The sequence below is a fragment of the Cellulomonas sp. GbtcB1 genome (assembly GCF_019091725.1).
GTDB lineage: Bacteria > Actinomycetota > Actinomycetes > Actinomycetales > Cellulomonadaceae > Cellulomonas.
On the sequence record NZ_JAGXJG010000001.1, the window covers coordinates 79,601 to 98,728 of the forward strand.

General features: G+C 73.2%; 16 protein-coding genes. 5 read left to right on the forward strand and 11 right to left on the reverse strand.

Annotation, left to right across the window (positions count from 1 at the left end):
* Window positions 1–40 precede the first annotated feature (40 nt).
* The 3 genes from ilvC to KVT14_RS00420 are packed head-to-tail and all read right to left on the reverse strand — an operon-like array spanning window position 41 to window position 3,524.
* Window positions 41–1,069 (reverse strand): ketol-acid reductoisomerase, encoded by a 1,029-nt coding sequence (gene ilvC / locus KVT14_RS00410; protein WP_147796003.1) that lies wholly within the window; start codon window positions 1,067–1,069, stop codon window positions 41–43.
* Between the two features lie 42 nt (window positions 1,070–1,111).
* Window positions 1,112–1,636, reverse strand: coding sequence for an acetolactate synthase small subunit (ilvN, locus tag KVT14_RS00415; protein ID WP_147796002.1), 525 nt, complete (start codon window positions 1,634–1,636; stop codon window positions 1,112–1,114).
* 10 nt (window positions 1,637–1,646) lie between these two features.
* On the reverse strand, window positions 1,647–3,524 hold the full coding sequence (locus tag KVT14_RS00420) for an acetolactate synthase large subunit (RefSeq protein ID WP_217613840.1): 1,878 nt from the start codon (window positions 3,522–3,524) through the stop codon (window positions 1,647–1,649).
* Window positions 3,525–3,889: 365 nt separating this feature from the next.
* On the opposite strand from KVT14_RS00420, the gene KVT14_RS00425 reads away from it, so the two are divergent.
* A complete protein-coding gene (locus KVT14_RS00425) occupies window positions 3,890–4,546 on the forward strand; it encodes a hypothetical protein (protein WP_217613841.1) in 657 nt (218 codons plus the stop codon).
* A gap of 15 nt (window positions 4,547–4,561) precedes the next feature.
* Here KVT14_RS00425 and KVT14_RS00430 read toward each other — a convergent pair whose 3' ends face one another.
* From KVT14_RS00430 to KVT14_RS00445, 4 genes are all read right to left on the reverse strand, one after another.
* Entirely contained in the window at window positions 4,562–6,283 is a 1,722-nt protein-coding gene (locus KVT14_RS00430) for an alpha-glucosidase (RefSeq protein WP_217613842.1), read from the reverse strand.
* Window positions 6,284–6,358: 75 nt separating this feature from the next.
* On the reverse strand, window positions 6,359–8,074 hold the full coding sequence (gene ilvD / locus KVT14_RS00435) for a dihydroxy-acid dehydratase (protein ID WP_217613843.1): 1,716 nt from the start codon (window positions 8,072–8,074) through the stop codon (window positions 6,359–6,361).
* 79 nt (window positions 8,075–8,153) lie between these two features.
* Window positions 8,154–10,016, reverse strand: a complete 1,863-nt coding sequence (ilvD, locus tag KVT14_RS00440; RefSeq protein ID WP_217613844.1) for a dihydroxy-acid dehydratase — start codon at window positions 10,014–10,016, stop codon at window positions 8,154–8,156.
* Window positions 10,017–10,137: 121 nt separating this feature from the next.
* Window positions 10,138–10,821: a VOC family protein gene (locus tag KVT14_RS00445; RefSeq protein ID WP_217613845.1), complete on the reverse strand. Its 684-nt coding sequence runs from the start codon at window positions 10,819–10,821 to the stop codon at window positions 10,138–10,140.
* Between the two features lie 116 nt (window positions 10,822–10,937).
* Between KVT14_RS00445 and KVT14_RS00450 the strand changes: the two genes are divergently transcribed.
* The 4 genes from KVT14_RS00450 (at window position 10,938) to KVT14_RS00465 (ending at window position 14,983) form a co-directional block, all read left to right on the forward strand.
* Entirely contained in the window at window positions 10,938–11,741 is an 804-nt protein-coding gene (locus tag KVT14_RS00450) for a MerR family transcriptional regulator (protein ID WP_217613846.1), read from the forward strand.
* A 259-nt stretch (window positions 11,742–12,000) separates the two neighbouring features.
* Entirely contained in the window at window positions 12,001–13,362 is a 1,362-nt protein-coding gene (locus tag KVT14_RS00455) for a deoxyribodipyrimidine photo-lyase (RefSeq protein WP_217613847.1), read from the forward strand.
* Between the two features lie 172 nt (window positions 13,363–13,534).
* Window positions 13,535–14,101 (forward strand): DoxX family protein, encoded by a 567-nt coding sequence (locus KVT14_RS00460; protein ID WP_217613848.1) that lies wholly within the window; start codon window positions 13,535–13,537, stop codon window positions 14,099–14,101.
* A 318-nt stretch (window positions 14,102–14,419) separates the two neighbouring features.
* Complete coding sequence (locus KVT14_RS00465; RefSeq protein ID WP_217613849.1) at window positions 14,420–14,983, forward strand: DoxX family protein; 564 nt, start codon at window positions 14,420–14,422, stop codon at window positions 14,981–14,983.
* 115 nt (window positions 14,984–15,098) lie between these two features.
* Here the strand turns inward: KVT14_RS00465 and KVT14_RS00470 are convergent, their stop codons facing one another.
* The 4 genes from KVT14_RS00470 to gatC all read right to left on the reverse strand — a co-directional run bounded on the left by KVT14_RS00470 (window position 15,099) and on the right by gatC (window position 19,125).
* On the reverse strand, window positions 15,099–15,644 hold the full coding sequence (locus tag KVT14_RS00470) for a GNAT family N-acetyltransferase (RefSeq protein ID WP_147795990.1): 546 nt from the start codon (window positions 15,642–15,644) through the stop codon (window positions 15,099–15,101).
* Window positions 15,645–15,807: 163 nt separating this feature from the next.
* Entirely contained in the window at window positions 15,808–17,316 is a 1,509-nt protein-coding gene (gene gatB / locus KVT14_RS00475; RefSeq protein ID WP_217613850.1) for an Asp-tRNA(Asn)/Glu-tRNA(Gln) amidotransferase subunit GatB, read from the reverse strand.
* Complete coding sequence (gene gatA, locus KVT14_RS00480; RefSeq protein WP_217613851.1) at window positions 17,313–18,827, reverse strand: Asp-tRNA(Asn)/Glu-tRNA(Gln) amidotransferase subunit GatA; 1,515 nt, start codon at window positions 18,825–18,827, stop codon at window positions 17,313–17,315. Before gatA ends, gatB begins: the two co-directional genes overlap by 4 nt.
* 1 nt (window position 18,828) lies before the next feature.
* The gene (gene gatC / locus KVT14_RS00485) at window positions 18,829–19,125 is read right to left on the reverse strand and encodes an Asp-tRNA(Asn)/Glu-tRNA(Gln) amidotransferase subunit GatC (RefSeq protein WP_147795987.1); all 297 of its coding nucleotides are present in this window, start codon (window positions 19,123–19,125) and stop codon (window positions 18,829–18,831) included.
* Window positions 19,126–19,128 lie beyond the last annotated feature (3 nt).

Here is a 19,128-nt window from a genome sequence, read left to right on the forward strand (position 1 = left end):
TCCACTCGGTGCCACTCGTGCCGAGGACGGCGCGCGCGGGTCAGCGCGCGGCGGAGCCCTCGACGTAGTCCGTGTCGGACGGCTTCACCCAGGCGAACAGCTTGCGCAGCTCGCGGCCCACGGGCTCGATCGGGTGGTTCTGGCCCTTCTCGCGGAGCTCCTTGAACTCCGGCGCGCCGGCGTCCTGGTCCGTGATGAACCGCTCGGCGAAGGCGCCGTTCTGGATGTCCGCGAGGACGGCCTTCATGTTCTCCTTCACGTCGGGCGTGATGACCCGCGGGCCGGAGACGTAGTCGCCGTACTCGGCCGTGTCGGAGACGGACCAGCGCTGCTTGGTGATGCCGCCCTCGAAGATGAGGTCGACGATCAGCTTCAGCTCGTGCAGCACCTCGAAGTACGCGACCTCGGGCTGGTAGCCGGCCTCGGTCAGGGTCTCGAAGCCGTACTGGATCAGCTGGGACACGCCGCCGCAGAGGACGGCCTGCTCGCCGAACAGGTCGGTCTCGGTCTCCTCGGTGAACGTGGTCTTGATGCCGGCGGCGCGCAGGCCGCCGATGCCCTTGGCGTAGGACAGGGCGAGGTCCCAGGCGGAGCCCGACGCGTCCTGCTCGACGGCGACGATCACGGGCACGCCGCGGCCGTCGACGTACTCGCGGCGCACGAGGTGGCCCGGGCCCTTGGGGGCGACCATGACGATGTCGTGGCCGGCCTCGGGCTTGATGTAGCCGAACCGGATGTTGAAGCCGTGGCCGAACACCAGCGCGGCGCCCTCGGTCAGGTTCGGGGCGATCTCGTCGCGGTAGATGTGCCGCTGCACCTGGTCCGGCGCGAGGATGACGACGACGTCGGCGCCCTGGACGGCCTCGGCCACCGTGGCGACCTTGAGGCCCTCGTTCTCCGCCTTGGCGCGGGAGGCCGAGCCCTCGCGGAGGCCGACGGTCACGTCGACGCCCGAGTCGCGCAGGTTCAGCGCGTGCGCGTGCCCCTGGCTGCCGTAGCCGATGACGGCGACCTTCTTGCTCTGGATGATCGACAGGTCGGCGTCGTCGTCGTAGAACAGCTCAGCCACGATGGTTCTCCTTGTGTGTGCGGGGTCGTGCGGACGGACGGATCAGGCGGACCGGCTGACGCGCTCGAGCGCGCGGTCCGTGATGGAGCGGGGCCCGCGGCCGATGGCCACGATGCCGGACTGGACGATCTCGCGGACGCCGAACGGCTCGAGCGCCGCGAGCAGCGCCGTGAGCTTGCCCGGGCTGCCGGTCGCCTCGATGGTGACGGTGTCCGGCACGACGTCGACGACGTGCGCCCGGAACAGCTCGACCACCTCGAGCACCTGGGTGCGGACCGGGCCCTCGGCGCGGACCTTCACCAGCAGCAGCTCGCGCTGCACGGAGGCGGCGTCCTCGAGCTCGACGATCTTGATCACGTTGATCAGCTTGTTCAGCTGCTTGGTGACCTGCTCGAGCGGCAGGGCGTCGACGTCGACCACGACGGTGATCCGGGAGATCTCGTCGTGCTCGGTCGGGCCCACCGCGAGGGAGTGGATGTTGAACGACCGGCGGGCGAACAGGCCCGCGACGCGGGTCAGCACGCCGGGCTTGTTCTCCACGAGGACGGAGAGGGTGTGACGGCTCATGATCTCTTCCTCAGTCCTCGCGGTCCCACGCCGGGGAGATGCCCCGGGCGTACTGGATGTCGTCGTTGCTCACGCCGGCGGCGACCATCGGCCACACCATCGAGTCGCGCGACACCGTGAAGTCCACGACGACGGGCTGGTCGTCGATCTCCATCGCCCGCTTGATCGTGGCGTCCACGTCGGCGGTGGTCTCGCAGCGCAGGCCGACTGCGCCGTAGGCGTCGGCGAGCTTCACGAAGTCGGGGACGTGGATGGTGCCGTGGCCGGTGTGCAGGTCGGTGTTCGAGTACCGGGACTCGTAGAACAGCGTCTGCCACTGCCGGACCATGCCCAGCGAGGAGTTGTTGATCACCGCGACCTTGATCGGGATCTCGTTGATCGTGCAGGTGGCGAGCTCCTGGTTGGTCATCTGGAAGCAGCCGTCGCCGTCGATCGCCCACACGGTGCGGTCGGGCTGGCCGACCTTCGCGCCCATGGCCGCGGGCACCGAGAAGCCCATGGTCCCGAGGCCACCGGAGTTCAGCCAGGAGTTCGGCCGCTGGTACTTGATGAACTGCGCGGCCCACATCTGGTGCTGGCCCACGCCGGACACGAAGATCGACTCCGGCCCGGACAGCTCGCCGATCCGGGAGATCACGTGCTGCGGCGCCAGGTGGCCGTCGGTCGGCTCGTCGTAGCCGAGCGGGAACGTCTCCCGCCAGGAGTCGATCTGCTGCCACCAGGCCTCGAGGTCCGGCTTGCCGTGCTGCACCTGCTCGCGGGCGAGCTCCGGCAGCAGGTCCGCGATGACCTCGCGCAGGTCGCCGACGATCGGCACGTCCGCCGCGCGGTTCTTGCCGATCTCCGCGGGGTCGATGTCGGCGTGCACGATCGTCGCGTTCGGGGCGAACGACGACAGCTTGCCGGTCACGCGGTCGTCGAACCGCGCGCCGAGCGCCACCACCAGGTCGGCCTTCTGCAGCGCGGCGACCGCGGCCACCGTGCCGTGCATGCCCGGCATGCCGAGGTGCTGCGGGTGGGTGTCGGGCAGCGCGCCGCGGGCCATCAGCGTGGTGACCACGGCGGCGCCGGACTCGTCGACCAGGCGGCGCAGCTCGGCGGACGCGCCGGAGCGGATCACGCCGCCGCCGACCATCAGCACCGGGCGGCGGGCCGTGGCCAGCAGCCGGGCGGCCTCGCGGATCTGCTTGCCGTGCGGCTTGGTCACCGGGTGGTAGCCCGGCAGGTCCAGCTGCTGCGGCCAGGTGAAGGTGGTGTCCGTCTGCATGGCCGACTTGGCGATGTCCACGAGCACCGGGCCCGGGCGGCCGGTCGACGCGATGTGGAACGCCTCGGCGATCGTCCGGGGGATGTCGTCGGGGTCGGTCACCAGGAAGTTGTGCTTGGTGATCGGCAGCGTGATGCCGACGATGTCGGCCTCCTGGAACGCGTCCGTCCCGATCAGCGACGCGCCGACCTGGCCGGTGATCGCGACCAGCGGGATCGAGTCCATGTTCGCGTCGGCGATCGGGGTCACCAGGTTGGTCGCGCCCGGGCCCGAGGTCGCCATCGTGACGCCGACCTTGCCGGTGGCCTGGGCGTAGCCCGTGGCCGCGTGGCCGCCGCCCTGCTCGTGCCGCACGAGGATGTGCCGGAGCCGGGTGGAGTCCATCAGCGGGTCGTACGTCGGCAGGATCGCGCCGCCGGGGATGCCGAAGACGACCTCGGCGCCGGCCTCCTCCAGCGAGCGGACGATCGACTTGGCGCCGGTGACCTGCTCGGTGACGACGGGGCGCGGCGGCGCGGCGGGTGCGGCGAGGCGCGCCGGCTCGCGCGCCTCGGTTGCGCCGGCGGGCGCTGCGGCCGCGGCCGCCCTGCGGGGCGGTGCCGGGTGGGGGCCCTGGACCATCGGTGTCTCCTGCGTCTGTGCGGGTGGAGCGGGTGCTGCTGCGACCGGGGCCGCGTGGGTGCCGCGCGATGCCTCGCCGGCACGAAAAAACCCCTCGAGCCCGGGGAGCCGGGCCGGTCGAGGGGTGCGCGCGCGGGCGATGCCTTCCGTGCGTGGCGTCAGCCGGCGCGCTCGGGAAGTACTACGAGGAGGAGGTTCGTCCGCATGGCACGTGACACTACGCCGCGCGTCGTGCGGTGTCACGCCCGCCCTGGTCCGTCTCACATCGTGGTGCACGAGTCCACCACGTGATCGGTGCCGAGTCGTGACCGGCCACGCCGCCCGCGTCCCGGCGCGCCGGGGGTCCGCCTCCTAGCCTCGTGCGCATGACGCGATCCCGCACCGCCCGCCGCCCGCTGCTCGCCGGCACCGCCGTTCTGGCGCTCGCCCTGGTCGCCGCGTGCGGCGGCGATGGCACGTCGGGCGACGACCCGTCGACCACCGCCCCGGCGCCGACGGCGAGCGCCACCGCGACGCCCTCCCCCACGCCCAGCGCGTCCGCCACCGCGCCCGTCGACGACGCCGAGGCGGACGCCGCCGCGCCCGACTGGGGCACCACGGGCGACGGCGAGGCGTCCGCCGACGCGCTGCTCACGGTGAGCGGGGTCCGTCTCGGCACCCACCTGGGATACGACCGCGTCGTCGTCGACCTGGGTGGGACCGGCACTCCCGGCTGGCACGTCGAGCGCTCGGCCACGGCTGCCGAGGACCCCACCGGGGACGCGGTCGACCTCGGCGGGGACGCCGTGCTGACCCTGTACGTGACCGGGCTCGGCTACCCGTTCGACACCGGGGTCGAGGAGCTCCAGCCCGGGACCCGGGGTCCGGGCGGGACGGTGGTCACCGGGACGGAGTACTCCGGCACGTTCGAGGCGCAGGCCCAGGTGTTCCTCGGGCTCACCGACCCCGAGGCGCCGTACCGGGTGTTCCTCCTGCAGGACCCGGTGCGTCTCGTGGTCGACGTGCAGCGCTCGATGGCCTGACCCGGTGCGGCGGGCTCAGGCCCGCCGCACCACCCGGGCCTCCCACGGCCGCAGCGTCGTCGGCTCCCCGGCGTCGGCGTGCGTGCCGAGCACCAGCTCGCCCCAGCCGCCGTCGCGCGCGAGCGGCCAGGCGTCCCCGAGGTCGACGACCCGCTCCTCCCCCGACACGTTGACGACGACCAGCAGCGCGTCGCCGTCGAGCTCGCGGCTGTACGCGTACACCTGCTCGTCCTCGGGCAGCAGCATCGTGAAGTCGCCGAGCGCCACGACCGGGTCGGCGTGCCGGAGCTCGATCAGCCGCCGGTGGTGGTGGAACACCGAGTCCGGGTCGGCGCGCTCGGCGGCCGCGTTGACCTCGACGTGGTTCGGGTTGACCGCGAGCCACGGGGTCCCGGTGGTGAACCCCGCCTGCGGCGAGTCGTCCCACTGCACCGGCGTGCGGGCGTTGTCCCGGCTCATCGCCGCGAGGCCCGCGAGCAGCTGCTCGTCGGTCGCCGACGCGAGCGTCCGGGCCTGGGCGACGTGGTTGACCGACTCGATGTCCCGGTACTGGTCGAACCGCGTGAAGTGCGCGTTCGTCATCCCGAGCTCCTCGCCCTGGTAGACGTACGGCGTCCCGCGGTGCAGGTGCAGCAGCGTCGCGAGGGCCTTCGCCGACTCCCGGCGGTGCTTCCCGTCGTCCCCGAACCGGGACACGACGCGCGGCTGGTCGTGGTTGTCCCAGTACAGGCTGTTCCAGCCCGCGTCCGCGAGCCCCGCCTGCCAGCGCCCGAACGTCGCCTTGAGGTCGGTCAGCCGCAGCGGCCTCGGGTCGAACTTGCCGCCGGGGCCGTGGTCCAGGCCGACGTGCTCGAACTGGAACACCATGTCGACCTCGCGCCGGTCCGGGTCGGTGTACCTCCGCGCCTCGTCCAGCGTGACGCCCGGGGTCTCCCCCACGGTCAGCAGCCGGTCCGCCCGGCCCTCGAACACCTCGCGGTGCATCTCGTGCAGGTACTCGTGCACCCGCGGGCCGTCCGTGTAGTGCGCGCTGCCGTCGCCCCACACCCCCGCGACCACCGGGCCGTCCGGGAGCGCCGTGTCCTTCGAGATGAGGTTGATGACGTCCATCCGGAAGCCGTCGACCCCGCGGTCCAGCCACCAGCGCATCATCGCGTAGACGGCCTGCCGGACCTCCGGGTTCTCCCAGTTGAGGTCGGGCTGCTTCCGGCTGAACAGGTGCAGGTAGTACTCGCCGGACGCCTCGTCCAGCTCCCAGGTCGAGCCCGAGAAGAACGAGTGCCAGTTGGTCGGCTCCGCACCGGGCTGCCCCGGCGCCATGCCGTCGCGCGGCGGCCGCCACCAGTACCAGTCGCGCTTCGGGCTGTCCGGGCCGCTCCGGCTCTCGGTGAACCACGGGTGCTCGTCGGACGTGTGGTTGACGACCAGGTCCATGAGCAGCTTCATGCCCCGCTCGTGCAGCGCGGCGATGAGCTCGTCCAGGTCCGCGAGCGTGCCGAACGACGGGTCGACGTCCTGGTAGTCGCTGATGTCGTAGCCGTTGTCGTCCTGCGGCGACCGGTAGATCGGCGACAGCCACACCACGTCGACACCCAGGGCGCTCAGGTGGTCGAGCCGCGAGATGATCCCGCGCAGGTCGCCGACGCCGTCGCCGTCGGAGTCCTGGAACGACCTCGGGTAGATCTGGTAGACGACGGCTCGGGTCCACCACGGCGCATCTTCGACGGTCCAGCCCATGCGGACCACCCTGTCACGTGCGCCGGGGCGGCGCAGGGGACGTCGGTCGTCCCCGGGGCCGCCCCGGCGCCGCGCTCAGATCAGCACCGCCCCCGTGGACGCCGACTGCACGAGCTTCGCGTACTTCGCCAGCACGCCGCGGGTGTACCGCGGGGGCAGCGGCGCCCACCCGACCCGGCGCGCGGCGAGCTCCTCCTCGGGGACCAGCAGGTCGAGCGTCGCGTTCGCGACGTCCAGCCGGATCCGGTCGCCGTCCCGCACGAACGCGATCGGGCCCGCGTCCACCGCCTCGGGCGCGACGTGCCCGACGCACAGGCCCGTCGTGCCGCCGGAGAACCGGCCGTCGGTGAGCAGCAGCACGTCCTTGCCGAGCCCGGCGCCCTTGATCGCGCCGGTGATCGCGAGCATCTCGCGCATGCCCGGGCCGCCCTTGGGGCCCTCGTACCGGATGACGACGACGTCGCCGGCCTGGATGGTGCCGTCCTCCAGCGCGTCCAGGGCGGCGCGCTCGCGCTCGAACACGCGGGCGGTGCCCTCGAACACGTCGGTGTCGAAGCCGGCCGACTTCACCACGGCACCCTCGGGGGCCAGCGAGCCGTCGAGGATCGTGATGCCGCCGGTGTGGTGGATCGGGTTGTCCAGCGCGCGCAGGATCTTGCCGTCCGGGTCGGGCGGGGCGACGTCGGCGAGGTTCTCCGCGACGGTCTTGCCGGTGACGGTGAGGCAGTCGCCGTGGATCAGGCCGGCGTCGAGCAGCGCCTTCATGATCACCGGGACGCCGCCGATGCGGTCGACGTCGGCCATGACGTACCGGCCGAACGGCTTGAGGTCGCCCAGGTGCGGGACCTTCGCGGCGACGCGCTTGAAGTCGTCCAGCGTCAGGTCGACCTCGGCCTCGTGCGCGATCGCCAGCAGGTGCAGCACGGCGTTCGTCGAGCCGCCGAACGCCATGACCACGGCGATGGCGTTCTCGAACGCCTCCTTGGTCATGATCTGCCGCGCGGTGATGCCCTTGCGCAGCAGCTCGACGACGGCCTCGCCGGACCGCATCGCGAAGTTGTCCCGGCGGCGGTCCGCGCTCGGCGGGGCGGCGGAGCCCGGCAGGGACATGCCCATCGCCTCGGCCACCGACGCCATGGTGTTCGCGGTGTACATGCCGCCGCAGGCACCCTCGCCCGGGCAGATGGCGCGCTCGATGCGGTCCAGGTCGCCCTTCGACATCAGGCCGCGGGAGCACGCCCCGACCGCCTCGAACGCGTCGATCAGCGTGACGTCCTTCTCGGTGCCGTCCTCGAGCTTCACCCAGCCCGGCATGATCGAGCCGGCGTAGAGCAACACGCTCGACAGGTCGAGGCGCGCGGCTGCCATCAGCATGCCGGGGAGCGACTTGTCGCAGCCGGCCAGCAGCACGGAGCCGTCCAGGCGCTCGGCCTGCATGACGGTCTCGACGCTGTCCGCGATGATGTCGCGGCTCACCAGCGAGAAGTGCATCCCCTCGTGGCCCATCGAGATGCCGTCCGACACCGAGATGGTGCCGAACTCCAGCGGGTAGCCGCCGCCGGCGTGCACGCCGCTCTTCACGGCCTGCGCCAGCCGCTGCAGCGACAGGTTGCAGGGCGTGATCTCGTTCCAGGAGCTCGCGACGCCGATCTGGGGCTTCACCCAGTCGTCGTCGCCGAGCCCGACGGCGCGGAGCATGCCGCGCGACGCCGTGGCCTCGATGCCGTCGGTCACCTGCCGGGAGCGCGGCTTGATGTCGATGTCCGGGGTGTTCCCGCCCGTGGTCGTCATGTGCCGACTGTAGGCGCGAGCGGCGCGGCGCGCCCCTGACGTGCCGGGGCGCGCCGCGCGACGCTCGGGTGGTGCTGCGTCAGCCGCGGCGGAGGCGGCTCACGTCGCGGACCGCGCCGCGGTCGGCGCTGGTCGCCATCGCGGCGTACGCCTGGAGGGCCGGGGACACGTAGCGGTCGCGGTCGACCGGCTGCCACGGGTTCTCGCTCGCCTCCATCTTGGCCCGGCGGTCGGCCAGCACCTCGTCCGGCACGTTCACCCGGATCAGACGGGTCTCGACGTCGATCTCGATCTCGTCGCCGTCCTCGATCAGGCCGATCGTGCCGCCGGCCGCCGCCTCGGGGCTGATGTGGCCGACCGAGATGCCGCTCGACCCGCCGGAGAACCGGCCGTCGGTGATGAGCGCGCACACCTTGCCCAGGCCGCGGCCCTTGATGAACGACGTCGGGTAGAGCATCTCCTGCATGCCGGGGCCGCCGGAGGGGCCCTCGTAGCGCACGACGACGACGTGGCCCGGCTCGACCTCCTTGCGCAGGATCTTGTCGACGGCCTCGTCCTGCGACTCGCACACCAGCGCGCGGCCGACGAAGTGGAACACGTCCGGGTCGATCCCGGCGGTCTTGATGATGGCGCCGTCCTCGGCGAGGTTGCCGCGGAGCACCGCCAGGCCGCCCTCGACGGTGTAGGCGTGCGCGACGTCGCGGATGCACCCCGACGCGCCGTCGGTGTCGAGGGACTCCCACACGTTCGACGTCGAGAACGCCTGCGTCGTGCGGACGCCGCCGGGGGCCGCGTGGAACAGGGCGGTGGCGCGCTCGGTGGCCTTGCCGCCGCGCACGTCCCAGTCGTCCAGCCAGGCGCGCAGCGTCGGCGTGTGCACGCTGGTCACGTCGTGGTCGAGCAGGCCGCCGCGGTCGAGCTCGCCGAGCAGTGCGGGGATGCCGCCCGCCCGGTGCACGTCCTCCATGTGGTAGTCCGGGTGGTTCGGCGCGACCTTGGCCAGGCAGGGCACCCGGCGGCTGATCGCGTCGATGTCCTCGAGCGTGAAGTCGACCTCGGCCTCCTGCGCCGCGGCCAGCACGTGCAGCACGGTGTTGGTCGAGCCGCCCATCGCGACGTCGAGCGCCATCGCGTTCGCGAACGCGGCGCGGGTCGCGATGCCGCGGGGCGCCGCGGTGTCGTCCTCGTCCTCGTAGTACCGACGGGCCAGGTCGACGATCGTGCGGCCGGCCTCGAGGAACAGCTCCTTGCGGGCGGCGTGCGTGGCCAGCGTCGAGCCGTTGCCCGGCAGCGACAGGCCGAGCGCCTCGGTGAGGCAGTTCATCGAGTTGGCGGTGAACATGCCGGAGCAGGAGCCGCAGGTCGGGCAGGCGTTCTCCTCGACCGTGGCCAGCGCCTGGTCGGAGACGTTGTCGTCCGCGGAGTAGTTGATCGCGTTGATGAGGTTCAGGTGCGTCTTCGCGACGCCGTCGGCGATCACGGCCTTGCCGGCCTCCATGGGGCCGCCCGACACGAAGATCACCGGGATGTTCAGGCGCAGCGCCGCGTTGAGCATGCCGGGCGTGATCTTGTCGCAATTCGAGATGCACACCAGGGCGTCGGCGCAGTGCGCCTGGACCATGTACTCGACCGAGTCGGCGATCAGGTCGCGGCTGGGCAGCGAGTAGAGCATGCCGGCGTGGCCCATCGCGATGCCGTCGTCGACCGCGATGGTGTTGAACTCCTTCGCGACGCCGCCGGCCTCCTGGATCGCCGACGCGACGAGGTCGCCCATGTCCTTGAGGTGCACGTGGCCCGGGACGAACTGCGTGTACGAGTTCGCGATCGCGATGATCGGCTTGCCGAAGTCCTCGGAGCCCATGCCGGTGGCGCGCCACAGGGCGCGGGCGCCGGCCATGTTGCGGCCGTGGGTCGAGGTACGAGAGCGCAGAGGACGACTCACGCTGGGGCTCCTTCGGACGAGCAGGGCGCCACCGCGGCGGCGGCGTGGCCGTCACGGTACGTCCGCGCACGTCACGGTGCGTCGGGCGTCCGTCCTGTGATCGACCGAGGGGCGAGACGCCTCAGCCCTTCCCGCGCGCCTGCCAGGTGCAGACGCAGGCCTCGTTGCCCTCGGGGTCGGCCAGGACCCAGAACGCGGGCGCGCGCCGGTCGGACAGCAGCGTGCCCCCGGCGGCCAGCGCAGCCGCGACCCGGGTCTCGGCCTGGTCGTGCGGCACCGTGACGTCGACGTGGATCCGGTTGCGCTGCGGGCGCGGGGCGTCCATCTGCTGGAACCAGTACCCCGGTCCCAGAGCGCCTGGGTCCGCGAGCGCCGGGTCGTCCGGGTCGGTCCCGGGCTCCGGCTCGTACCCCAGCACCGCGCGCCAGAACGGGGCGACGCGCGGGATGTCGAGGGCATCGATGGCGATCTCCTGCGAGGTCAGCGAGGCCGGGTCGCCGCTGACTCCGAGCTCGTCCGCCGCCGCCGAGACGGCGTCCGCGAGCGCCAGGTCCGCCTCGGTGAGCCCGTGCGCCGCCCACGTGGTCGTGCGCACCTGGACCACGCCGGGCCGCAGCGTCACGTCCGGGGCGGCGCCGACCCGCTCCGCCGCGGCGGCCACCCGGGCGACGAGCGCCGCGCCGGTCGCGAGGTCGGGGACCCGGAAGGCGGCCTGCAGCCACAGGAGCAGCACCCGCCAGTGCCGCGGGTCGACCCGCTCGGTGGCGGCGCCGGGACCGATGACTCGCTGCTCTGCGCTGTCCATGCCCCGACCCTCCCACGCCCCACCGACACGGGGTTGCGGTTGACGCCGCGTCAACGCCTACCGTCGAGCAGCGACGGCGGAACGACCGCCGTCGGCGGCAGGACGGGGCGGACGGGATGACCGGCACCACGGGCACGGAGCGGTGGACCACCGCCGAGGTGGTCCGGCTGTCCGGGGTGACGTCCCGGACGCTGCGGCACTACGACGCGATCGGGCTGCTGCGCCCGGCCGGCACCACGCCGGGCGGGCAGCGGGAGTACGGGCGCGCGGAGCTGCTGCGGCTGCAGCAGGTGCTCGTGCTCCGGGAGCTCGGCGTCGGGCTGGCGGTGATCGGGGACATCCTCGACGCGACCGCACCCGGCGGGAGCACCCCGGACGCGGACCCGGCGCGCGTCCAGGCCGACCGGCTGCGCGAGCACCACGCCGCGCTGCTCGGAGAGCGGGACCGGCTCGACCGGCTCGCCCGCACCGTCGCCGCCACCATCGAGTCCCTGGAAGGGGGCACCGACATGCCCGCCGAGGAGATGTACGAGGGCTTCGACCACCGCCGGTACGAGGCCGAGGCGCGCGAGCGCTGGGGCGACGCGGCCGTGGACCGCAGCACCCGCGCGTGGGAGGACCTGTCCGTGGACGAGCGCGAGGCGCACCGCCGCGAGGGCGAGGCCGTGAGCACGGGGCTCGCCGCGCTGCTGGCGGCGGGCACGCCCGTCACCGACCCGGCCGTCCGCGACCTGGTCGCCCGGCACCACGCCTGGGTGGCGTTGTTCTGGACCCCGGACGCCGAGGCGTACCGGAACCTGGCGGCGATGTACGTCGACGACCCGCGGTTCGCGGCCACGTACGACGCGGTCGCGCCCGGGCTCGCGGTCTACCTGCGGGACGCCGTCGACGCGCACGCCGACGCGGTCGCGGGCGGCTGATCGGGCGCGCGAAGGTCGGGACCAACGGCCCATCCGCGAGCCGGGCCGCGGGGGCAGGCTGGTGCGCACGGACCACCGGTCGTCTCTCCCCCGGGGCGATCACCGGGCTTCCCGCCCGCGGTCCGCTCCGGTCACCTGATGACGACGACCCGTCAGCAGGTACCCCCAGTCGAGGCACCATCGGCTCATCGCCCGGGCCGGTGGTGCCTCGACGCAGGTCCGGGTCGCGACCGCGGACACCGCTGGCTACCGTCGCCGGGTGACCGCCCTCCACTGGTTCCGCCGCGACCTGCGGCTCGGCGACAACCCCGCGCTGCACGCGGCGGCCGCGCAGGGCGACGTGCTCGCGCTGTACGTGCTCGACCCGCGGCTGTGGGCGTCGTCCGGCGCACCCCGCCGGGCGTACCTGGCCCGGAGCCTCGCCGCGCTCGACGAGCAGACCGGGGGCCGGCTGCTGGTCCGGCTCGGCGACCCGCGCCAGGTGGTGCCGACGGTGGCCCGCGAGGTCGGCGCCGAGGCCGTGCACGTGGCGGCGTCGACCGAGCCGTTCGGCCGGCGCCGGGACGACCACGTGGAGTGGACGCTCGAGGAGGACGGCCGCGCGCTGGTCCGGACCGGGTCGCCGTACGCGGTGACGCCGGGTCGGGTCCGCAACGGCTCCGGCACGCCGTACAAGGTGTTCACCCCGTTCCGCCGCGCCTGGGCCGAGCACGGCTGGCACTCCCCCGCCCCGGACGCCGTCGCGACCGCCCGCGCGGTGACGTTCCTGGACGGCGGCCGGTCCGACGCGGTGCCGGACGCCCCGGTGCCCGACGGCCTCGCGCTGCCCGAGGCCGGCGAGGCGGCGGCGCTCGCCCGGTGGGCGGAGATGCTCGACGGGCCGCTGTCGCACTACAAGGCGGAGCGCGACCGACCCGACCTCGACAGCACCTCGCGCCTGTCCGTCCCGCTCAAGTGGGGCGAGATCCACCCCCGCACGATCCTCGCGGACCTCGCGCACCGCCGGGGCGAGGGCGCCGACACGTTCCGGGGCCAGATCGCGTGGCGCGACTTCCACGCCGACGTGCTGTTCCACAACCCCCGCGCCGCGCACGAGTCGCTGACCCCGGTCATCCCGGAGAACGCCTGGGTGGACGGCCGCGCGGAGGCGGACGCCCTCGCCGCCTGGGCCGACGGCCGCACCGGCTACCCGCTCGTCGACGCCGGGATGCGGCAGCTGCGCGGCGAGGGCTGGATGCACAACCGGGTGCGGATGGCCGTGGCCTCGTTCCTGGTCAAGGACCTGCACGTGCGCTGGCAGCGCGGCGCGGACCACTTCATGGCGTGGCTGGTGGACGGCGACATCCCGCAGAACCAGATGAACTGGCAGTGGGTCGCCGGCACGGGCCGGGACGCGGCGCCGTACTTCCGGGTGTTCAACCCGGTGACCCAGGGCGTGAAGTTCGACCCGCACGGGCACTACGTCCGGCGCTGGGTGCCCGAGCTGCGCGACATCCCCGGCAAGGCGGTGCACGAGCCGTGGAAGCTGCCGCGCTCCGCCGCGCCGGACTACCCCGAGCGCATCGTCGACCACGCCCACGAGCGCGCGGTCTCGCTGGGCGCGTACCAGTCGATGCGCTGAGCGCGGCCGGCCGGTGTCGGCCCGGGACCGAGGTCCCAAGGCGGAGGCCTGCGAGGCCCGAGCGCGCACGCGGTCGGTGAAGTCGGGACCTTCGACCCCTCCCTCCCAAGGGACAGAGCGGGACATTGAGCGCGTCGTCACAAAGCCGTGATCCCGACCGGAGGCAGCCGCCATGTCCGCACCCACCGTCTCGCGCTCGTCCACCGCACCGGCCCCGCTGCCGGCCCAGGAGGACGTCGTCACCTCCCTGAACGCGCGCCGCGCGCTCGCCGCGACCCGGCTCGCCACCGGGTTCATCTTCCTGTGGGCCTTCGTCGACAAGACGTTCGGCCTCGGCTACTCGACCCCGTCCGAGCGCGCCTGGATCAACAGCGGCACGCCGAGCCAGGGCTTCCTCAACAGCGAGGCCGTGGTCGGCCCGTTCAAGGACCTGTTCCAGTCGATCGCCAGCCCCGCCACCGACGTGCTGTTCATGCTCGGCATGCTCGGCGTCGGCCTCGCGGTCATGCTCGGCATCGGCCTGCGGGTCTCCGCCTGGGCGGGCTCGCTCATCATGGTCCTGATGTGGGCCGCGGAGTGGCCGCTCACCGCCGGGTCGACGAACCCGCTGGTGGACTACCACATCATCTACGCCCTGGCCCTGATCGCCTGCGCGACCTGCCTGGCCGGCGACACCTGGGGGCTCGGCCGCGTGTGGCGCGAGCTGCCGGTGGTGCGGTCGCAGCGCTGGCTGCGCTGAGGACGCGGCCGCGGCGGACGGAGACCGCCGCGGCCGGCAGCACGACGAGGCGCCCGTCCCGACCCCGGGGCGGGCGCCTCGTCCGCGCGCGGGAGCACCCGGCGCCTCCAGGGTCTCGGGCTGGGACCGAGGTCCCGGACCAGGCCCTCCCGACCCCAGGACCGAGGTCCCGGGTGACCGGCATCCGGGTGACGCGGAGCGCTTTCCAGCAGCCGCACGCAGGGAGTTTGGGACTTCCGTCCGGGGTGCAGGGCCTTCGACGGGAGGACATTGGGAAAGTCATCACAAGGTGAACCCACAACAACGAAGGCACGGATCATGACCACGATCACCACCCCCCGCACCGAGGCGGCCCCCGCGACCTCGCGGACCCAGGAGGACGTCGTCACCTCGGTGGCCGCCCGCCGCGTGCTCGCCGCTCTCCGCCTGTCGACGGGGTTCATCTTCCTCTGGGCGTTCCTCGACAAGACGTTCGGGTTCGGCTACTCGACGGCCTCGGACGCGGCCTGGATCAACGGCGGCGCGCCGAGCCAGGGCTTCCTGCAGTTCGCGGCCCAGGGCCCGCTGACCGGCTTCTTCAACGGCATCGCCAGCCCGGTCTCGGACGTCCTGTTCATGCTCGGCATGCTGGGTGTCGGCCTGGCGGTCATGCTCGGCATCGGCACCCGGGTCGCGGCCGGCGCCGGCTCGCTGATCATGGCGATGATGTGGCTCGCCGAGTGGCCGCTCATCTCGGGCTCGACCAACCCGGTCATGGACTACCACATCATCTACGCGCTGGTGCTGGTCCTGGTGGCCCTCACCGCCGGCGGCGACACCTGGGGCCTCGGCCGCTGGTGGAAGAGCCTGCCGATCGTGCAGAAGAACCGCTGGCTCATCTGATCGACCAGCACCCCTGAGCGGCCCGGCCGCTCACCGCAGGCGCGAGGCGCCGGTCCCCACCCTCCCGGGGACCGGCGCCTCGTGGCGTGCGCGCGGGCGACGCGGACGACGTCGGTCAGGCCGCGCGCAGCGCCCGGTACTCGTCCTCGAGCATCCCCATGTCGATCCCGTCGCACCAGCCGTCGCCGTCCCGGTACGCGTCCCGGCGGCGCCCCTCGACCCGGAACCCGATGTTCTCGTAGAGCGACCGCGCGCGGGCGTTGATGCTCAGCACGTCCAGCCCGACCCGGTGCAGGCCGATCCCGTCGAACGCCAGGCCCAGCACCAGCTCGATCGCCTCGGTGCCGTAGCCGCGACCGCGGTAGGCCGGCCGCATGACCAGGCGCATGTTCGCCGAGCCGACGACCTCGTCGATGTCGTTCAGCACGATCTCGCCGAGGTACTCGTCGGACCCGTTCGCGGTGATGGCGAGGTCGATCCGGCCGTCCATGCCGGAGACCGTCGCGCACCACGCGTCGATCTGGGCGCGGGTGAACACCGTCGTGGTGCCGGTGGTCCGCATCCCCTCGGGGTCGTTGACCATGTCCCACATCGCCGGCGCGTCGTCGGCGCGGATGGGGCGCAGGTGGATCATCTCGCCCTCGAGCGTGGGCTTCTCCATGGGGCTGCCTCCTCGTCGACCCGAGCCTAGGCACTGCGGGTGACCGTCGTGTTTCGCCGCGCGGTCGGGCGCGTTCCGGAGCGGGCGCCGGAGCGTGCAGGCCGCCGCACGCGACGGCGGCGCGGCCCCGGTCCCGCCGGGTGCCGCGCCGTCGTCGTGCTGCTCAGGCCTGGACGCGCTCCAGGACCAGCTCGCGCACGCGGCCCGCGTCCGCCTGGCCCCGGGTCGCCTTCATGACCGAGCCGATGATCGCGCCGACCGGGCCGAGGTTGCCACCGCGGATCTTCTCCGCGATGTCCGGCTGCGCGGCCAGGGCCGCGTCGATCGCCTCGAGCAGGGGGCCGTCGTCCGAGACGACCTCCAGGCCGCGCGCGACGACGACCGCCTCCGGGTCGCCCTCGCCGGCCAGCACGCCCTCGAGGACCTGCCGCGCCAGCTTGTCGTTGATCCGCCCCGCGTCGACCAGCTGCTGCAGCTGGCCGATCTGCGCCGGGGTGATCGGCAGCTCGGCGAGCTCGATCTCCTGCGTCTTGGCGGTGCGGGCGAGCTCGCCCATCCACCACTTGCGCGCGGCGGCCGGGCTCGCGCCCGCGGCCACGGTCGCCTCGATCAGCTCGACGGCACCCGCGTTGACCACGTCGCGCATCTCGGCGTCGGCGTAGCCCCACTCCCCCTGCAGCCGGCGCCGACGGGCGGCGGGCAGCTCGGGCAGCGCGGCGCGGATCTCCTCGACCCACTCCCGCGACGGGGCGACGGGCACCAGGTCGGGCTCCGGGAAGTACCGGTAGTCCTCGGCGTCCGACTTCACGCGCCCGGCCGTGGTGATGCCGGTGTCCTCGTGCCAGTGCCGGGTCTCCTGGGTGACCGAGCCCTGCGCGTCGACGATCGCGGCCTGGCGGCTGATCTCGTACCGGACGGAGCGCTCGACCGAGCGGAACGAGTTCACGTTCTTGGTCTCGGTGCGGGTGCCCAGCGGCGCGGTCGGCGTCGGGCGGAGCGAGACGTTGACGTCGGCGCGGACGTTGCCGCGCTCCATCCGCGCCTCGGAGACCCCGAGCGCCCGGAAGATGTCCCGGAGCGTCTGGACGTACGCGCGCGCGACCTCGGGGGCCCGCTCGCCGGCGCCGGTGATCGGCTTCGTGACGATCTCGACCAGCGGAATGCCCGCGCGGTTGTAGTCGACCAGCGAGTACTCCGCGCCCTGGATGCGGCCGGTGGCGCCGCCGACGTGGGTGTTCTTGCCGGCGTCCTCCTCCATGTGCGCGCGCTCGATCTCGACGCGGAACACGGTGCCGTCCTCGAGCTCGACGTCCAGGTACCCGTCGTGGGCGATCGGCTCGTCGTACTGCGAGGTCTGGAAGTTCTTCGGCACGTCCGGGTAGAAGTAGTTCTTCCGGGCGAACCGGCAGGTCTCCGCGATCTCGCAGTTCAGCGCGAGGCCGATCCGGATCGCGTACTCCACCGCGGTGCCGTTGACGGCGGGCAGCGCGCCGGGCAGGCCCAGCGACACCGGCGTGACCGCGGTGTTCGGCTCGGCGCCGAACGTCTGCGGGGCGCCGTCGAACATCTTGGTCGCGGTGCCGAGCTCGACGTGCACCTCGATGCCGATCACCGGGTCGAACCGGGCCACGGCCTCGTCGTAGTCGACCAGGTCGACGGTCTGGGTGCTCACTCGCCCACCTCCAGCTCGGGAGCCTTGGCCAGCAGCGGGCCGCCCCAGTTCTTCTCCAGCAGCGCCTCGAGCGCGGCGCCCACGCGGTACAGCCGGTCGTCGGCCTTGGCCGGGGCCAGCACCTGGAAGCCGACGGGCAGGCCGTCGTCCGACAGGCCGTTCGGCAGCGACATGCCGGGCACGCCGGCGAGGTTCGCCGGGATGGTGGCGACGTCGTTGAGGTACATCGCCAGCGGGTCGTCCAGCTTCTCGCCGAGCTTGAACGCCGTGGTCGGCGCCGTCGGGGAGACCAGCACGTCCGCCTGCTCGAACGCGTTCGCGAAGTCGCGCTGGATGAGCGTGCGGACCTTCTGCGCCGAGCCGTAGTAGGCGTCGTAGTAGCCCGCCGACAGGGCGTAGGTGCCGAGGATGATCCGGCGCTTGACCTCGTCGCCGAAGCCGGCGCCGCGGGTCGCGGACATCACGCGCTCGGCGGTCACGGGGCCTTCGGAGGGCTCGACCCGGAGGCCGAACCGCATGCCGTCGAACTTCGCCAGGTTGCTCGACGCCTCGGACGGCAGGATCAGGTAGTACGCGCCGAGCGCGTACTCGAAGTGCGGGCAGGAGACCTCGACGATCTCGGCGCCCGCGCCGCGGAGCAGCTCCAGCGACTCCTCGAACCGCGCGAGCACGCCGGGCTGGTAGCCCTCGCCCTGCAGCTCGCGGACCACGCCGACGCGCACGCCGGTGAGGTCGCCGGACGCGCCCTGGCGGGCCGCGGCGACGAGACCCGGCAGCGGCTCCGGGATGGACGTCGAGTCGCGGGGGTCGTGCCCGCCGATGAGCTCGTGGAGCAGCGCCGAGTCGAGCACGGTGCGCGTGACGGGGCCGGCCTGGTCGAGCGACGAGGCGAGCGCGATGAGCCCGTAGCGGGACACCGAGCCGTAGGTCGGCTTGACGCCGACGGTGCCGGTGACGGCTCCGGGCTGGCGGATCGAGCCGCCGGTGTCGGTGCCGATGGCCAGCGGGGCCTCGTAGGCCGCGACCGCCGCGGCCGAGCCGCCGCCGGAGCCGCCGGGGATCCGGTCCAGGTCCCACGGGTTGTGCGTGTTGCCGTAGGCCGAGTGCTCGGTCGACGACCCCATGGCGAACTCGTCCATGTTGGTCTTGCCGAGGATCGGCAGGCCCGCGGCCTTGATCCGCTCGACCAGGGTCGCGTCGTACGGCGGCACCCAGCCCTCGAGGATCTTCGAGCCGGCCGTGGTCGGCAGGCCCTCCGTGACGACGACGTCCTTGACGGCGATCGGCACGCCGGCGAGCGGGTGCAGCTCCTCGCCCGCGGCGCGGCGCGCGTCGACGTCGGCGGCCGTGGCGAGCGCCTCGGTGGCGGAGACGTGCAGGTACGCGTGCACGGCGGGCTCGACGGCGGCGATGCGGTCCAGGTGCGCCTGCGTCACCTCGACGCTGGTCACCTCGCGCGCGGCGAGCTTGTCGGCCAGCTCCGCGGCCGAGAGACGGGTCAGGTCGGTCATCTCACTCCTCCCCGAGGATCTGCGGGACGAGGAACTTGCCGTCCTCGGACGCGGGGGCGCCGGACAGCGCCTGCTCCTGCGTCAGCGGCTGCTCGGGCACGTCCGGGCGGAACACGTTGGTCATCGGCAGCGGGTGGCTGGTGGCCGGCACGTCGGGCGTGGCGACCTCGCTGACCCGGGCGACCGACTCGACGATCACGTCGAGCTCGCCCGCGAGGCGGTCGAGCTCCTCGGGGGTCAGGTCGATCCGCGCCAGGCCCGCGACGCGCGCGACCTCGTCACGAGAGAGGGAGGACATACC

Bases quoted from the DNA above. Each gene is read 5' to 3' on its own strand.
- ilvN (WP_147796002.1), bottom strand. From the start codon at position 1,636: ATGAGCCGTCACACCCTCTCCGTCCTCGTGGAGAACAAGCCCGGCGTG.
- KVT14_RS00420 (WP_217613840.1), bottom strand. From the start codon at position 3,524: ATGGTCCAGGGCCCCCACCCGGCACCGCCCCGCAGGGCGGCCGCGGCC.
- KVT14_RS00425 (WP_217613841.1), top strand. From the start codon at position 3,890: ATGACGCGATCCCGCACCGCCCGCCGCCCGCTGCTCGCCGGCACCGCC.
- KVT14_RS00430 (WP_217613842.1), bottom strand. From the start codon at position 6,283: ATGGGCTGGACCGTCGAAGATGCGCCGTGGTGGACCCGAGCCGTCGTC.
- ilvD (WP_217613843.1), bottom strand. From the start codon at position 8,074: ATGACGACCACGGGCGGGAACACCCCGGACATCGACATCAAGCCGCGC.
- KVT14_RS00445 (WP_217613845.1), bottom strand. From the start codon at position 10,821: ATGGACAGCGCAGAGCAGCGAGTCATCGGTCCCGGCGCCGCCACCGAG.
- KVT14_RS00450 (WP_217613846.1), top strand. From the start codon at position 10,938: ATGACCGGCACCACGGGCACGGAGCGGTGGACCACCGCCGAGGTGGTC.
- KVT14_RS00460 (WP_217613848.1), top strand. From the start codon at position 13,535: ATGTCCGCACCCACCGTCTCGCGCTCGTCCACCGCACCGGCCCCGCTG.
- KVT14_RS00465 (WP_217613849.1), top strand. From the start codon at position 14,420: ATGACCACGATCACCACCCCCCGCACCGAGGCGGCCCCCGCGACCTCG.
- KVT14_RS00470 (WP_147795990.1), bottom strand. From the start codon at position 15,644: ATGGAGAAGCCCACGCTCGAGGGCGAGATGATCCACCTGCGCCCCATC.
- gatA (WP_217613851.1), bottom strand. From the start codon at position 18,827: ATGACCGACCTGACCCGTCTCTCGGCCGCGGAGCTGGCCGACAAGCTC.
- gatC (WP_147795987.1), bottom strand. From the start codon at position 19,125: ATGTCCTCCCTCTCTCGTGACGAGGTCGCGCGCGTCGCGGGCCTGGCG.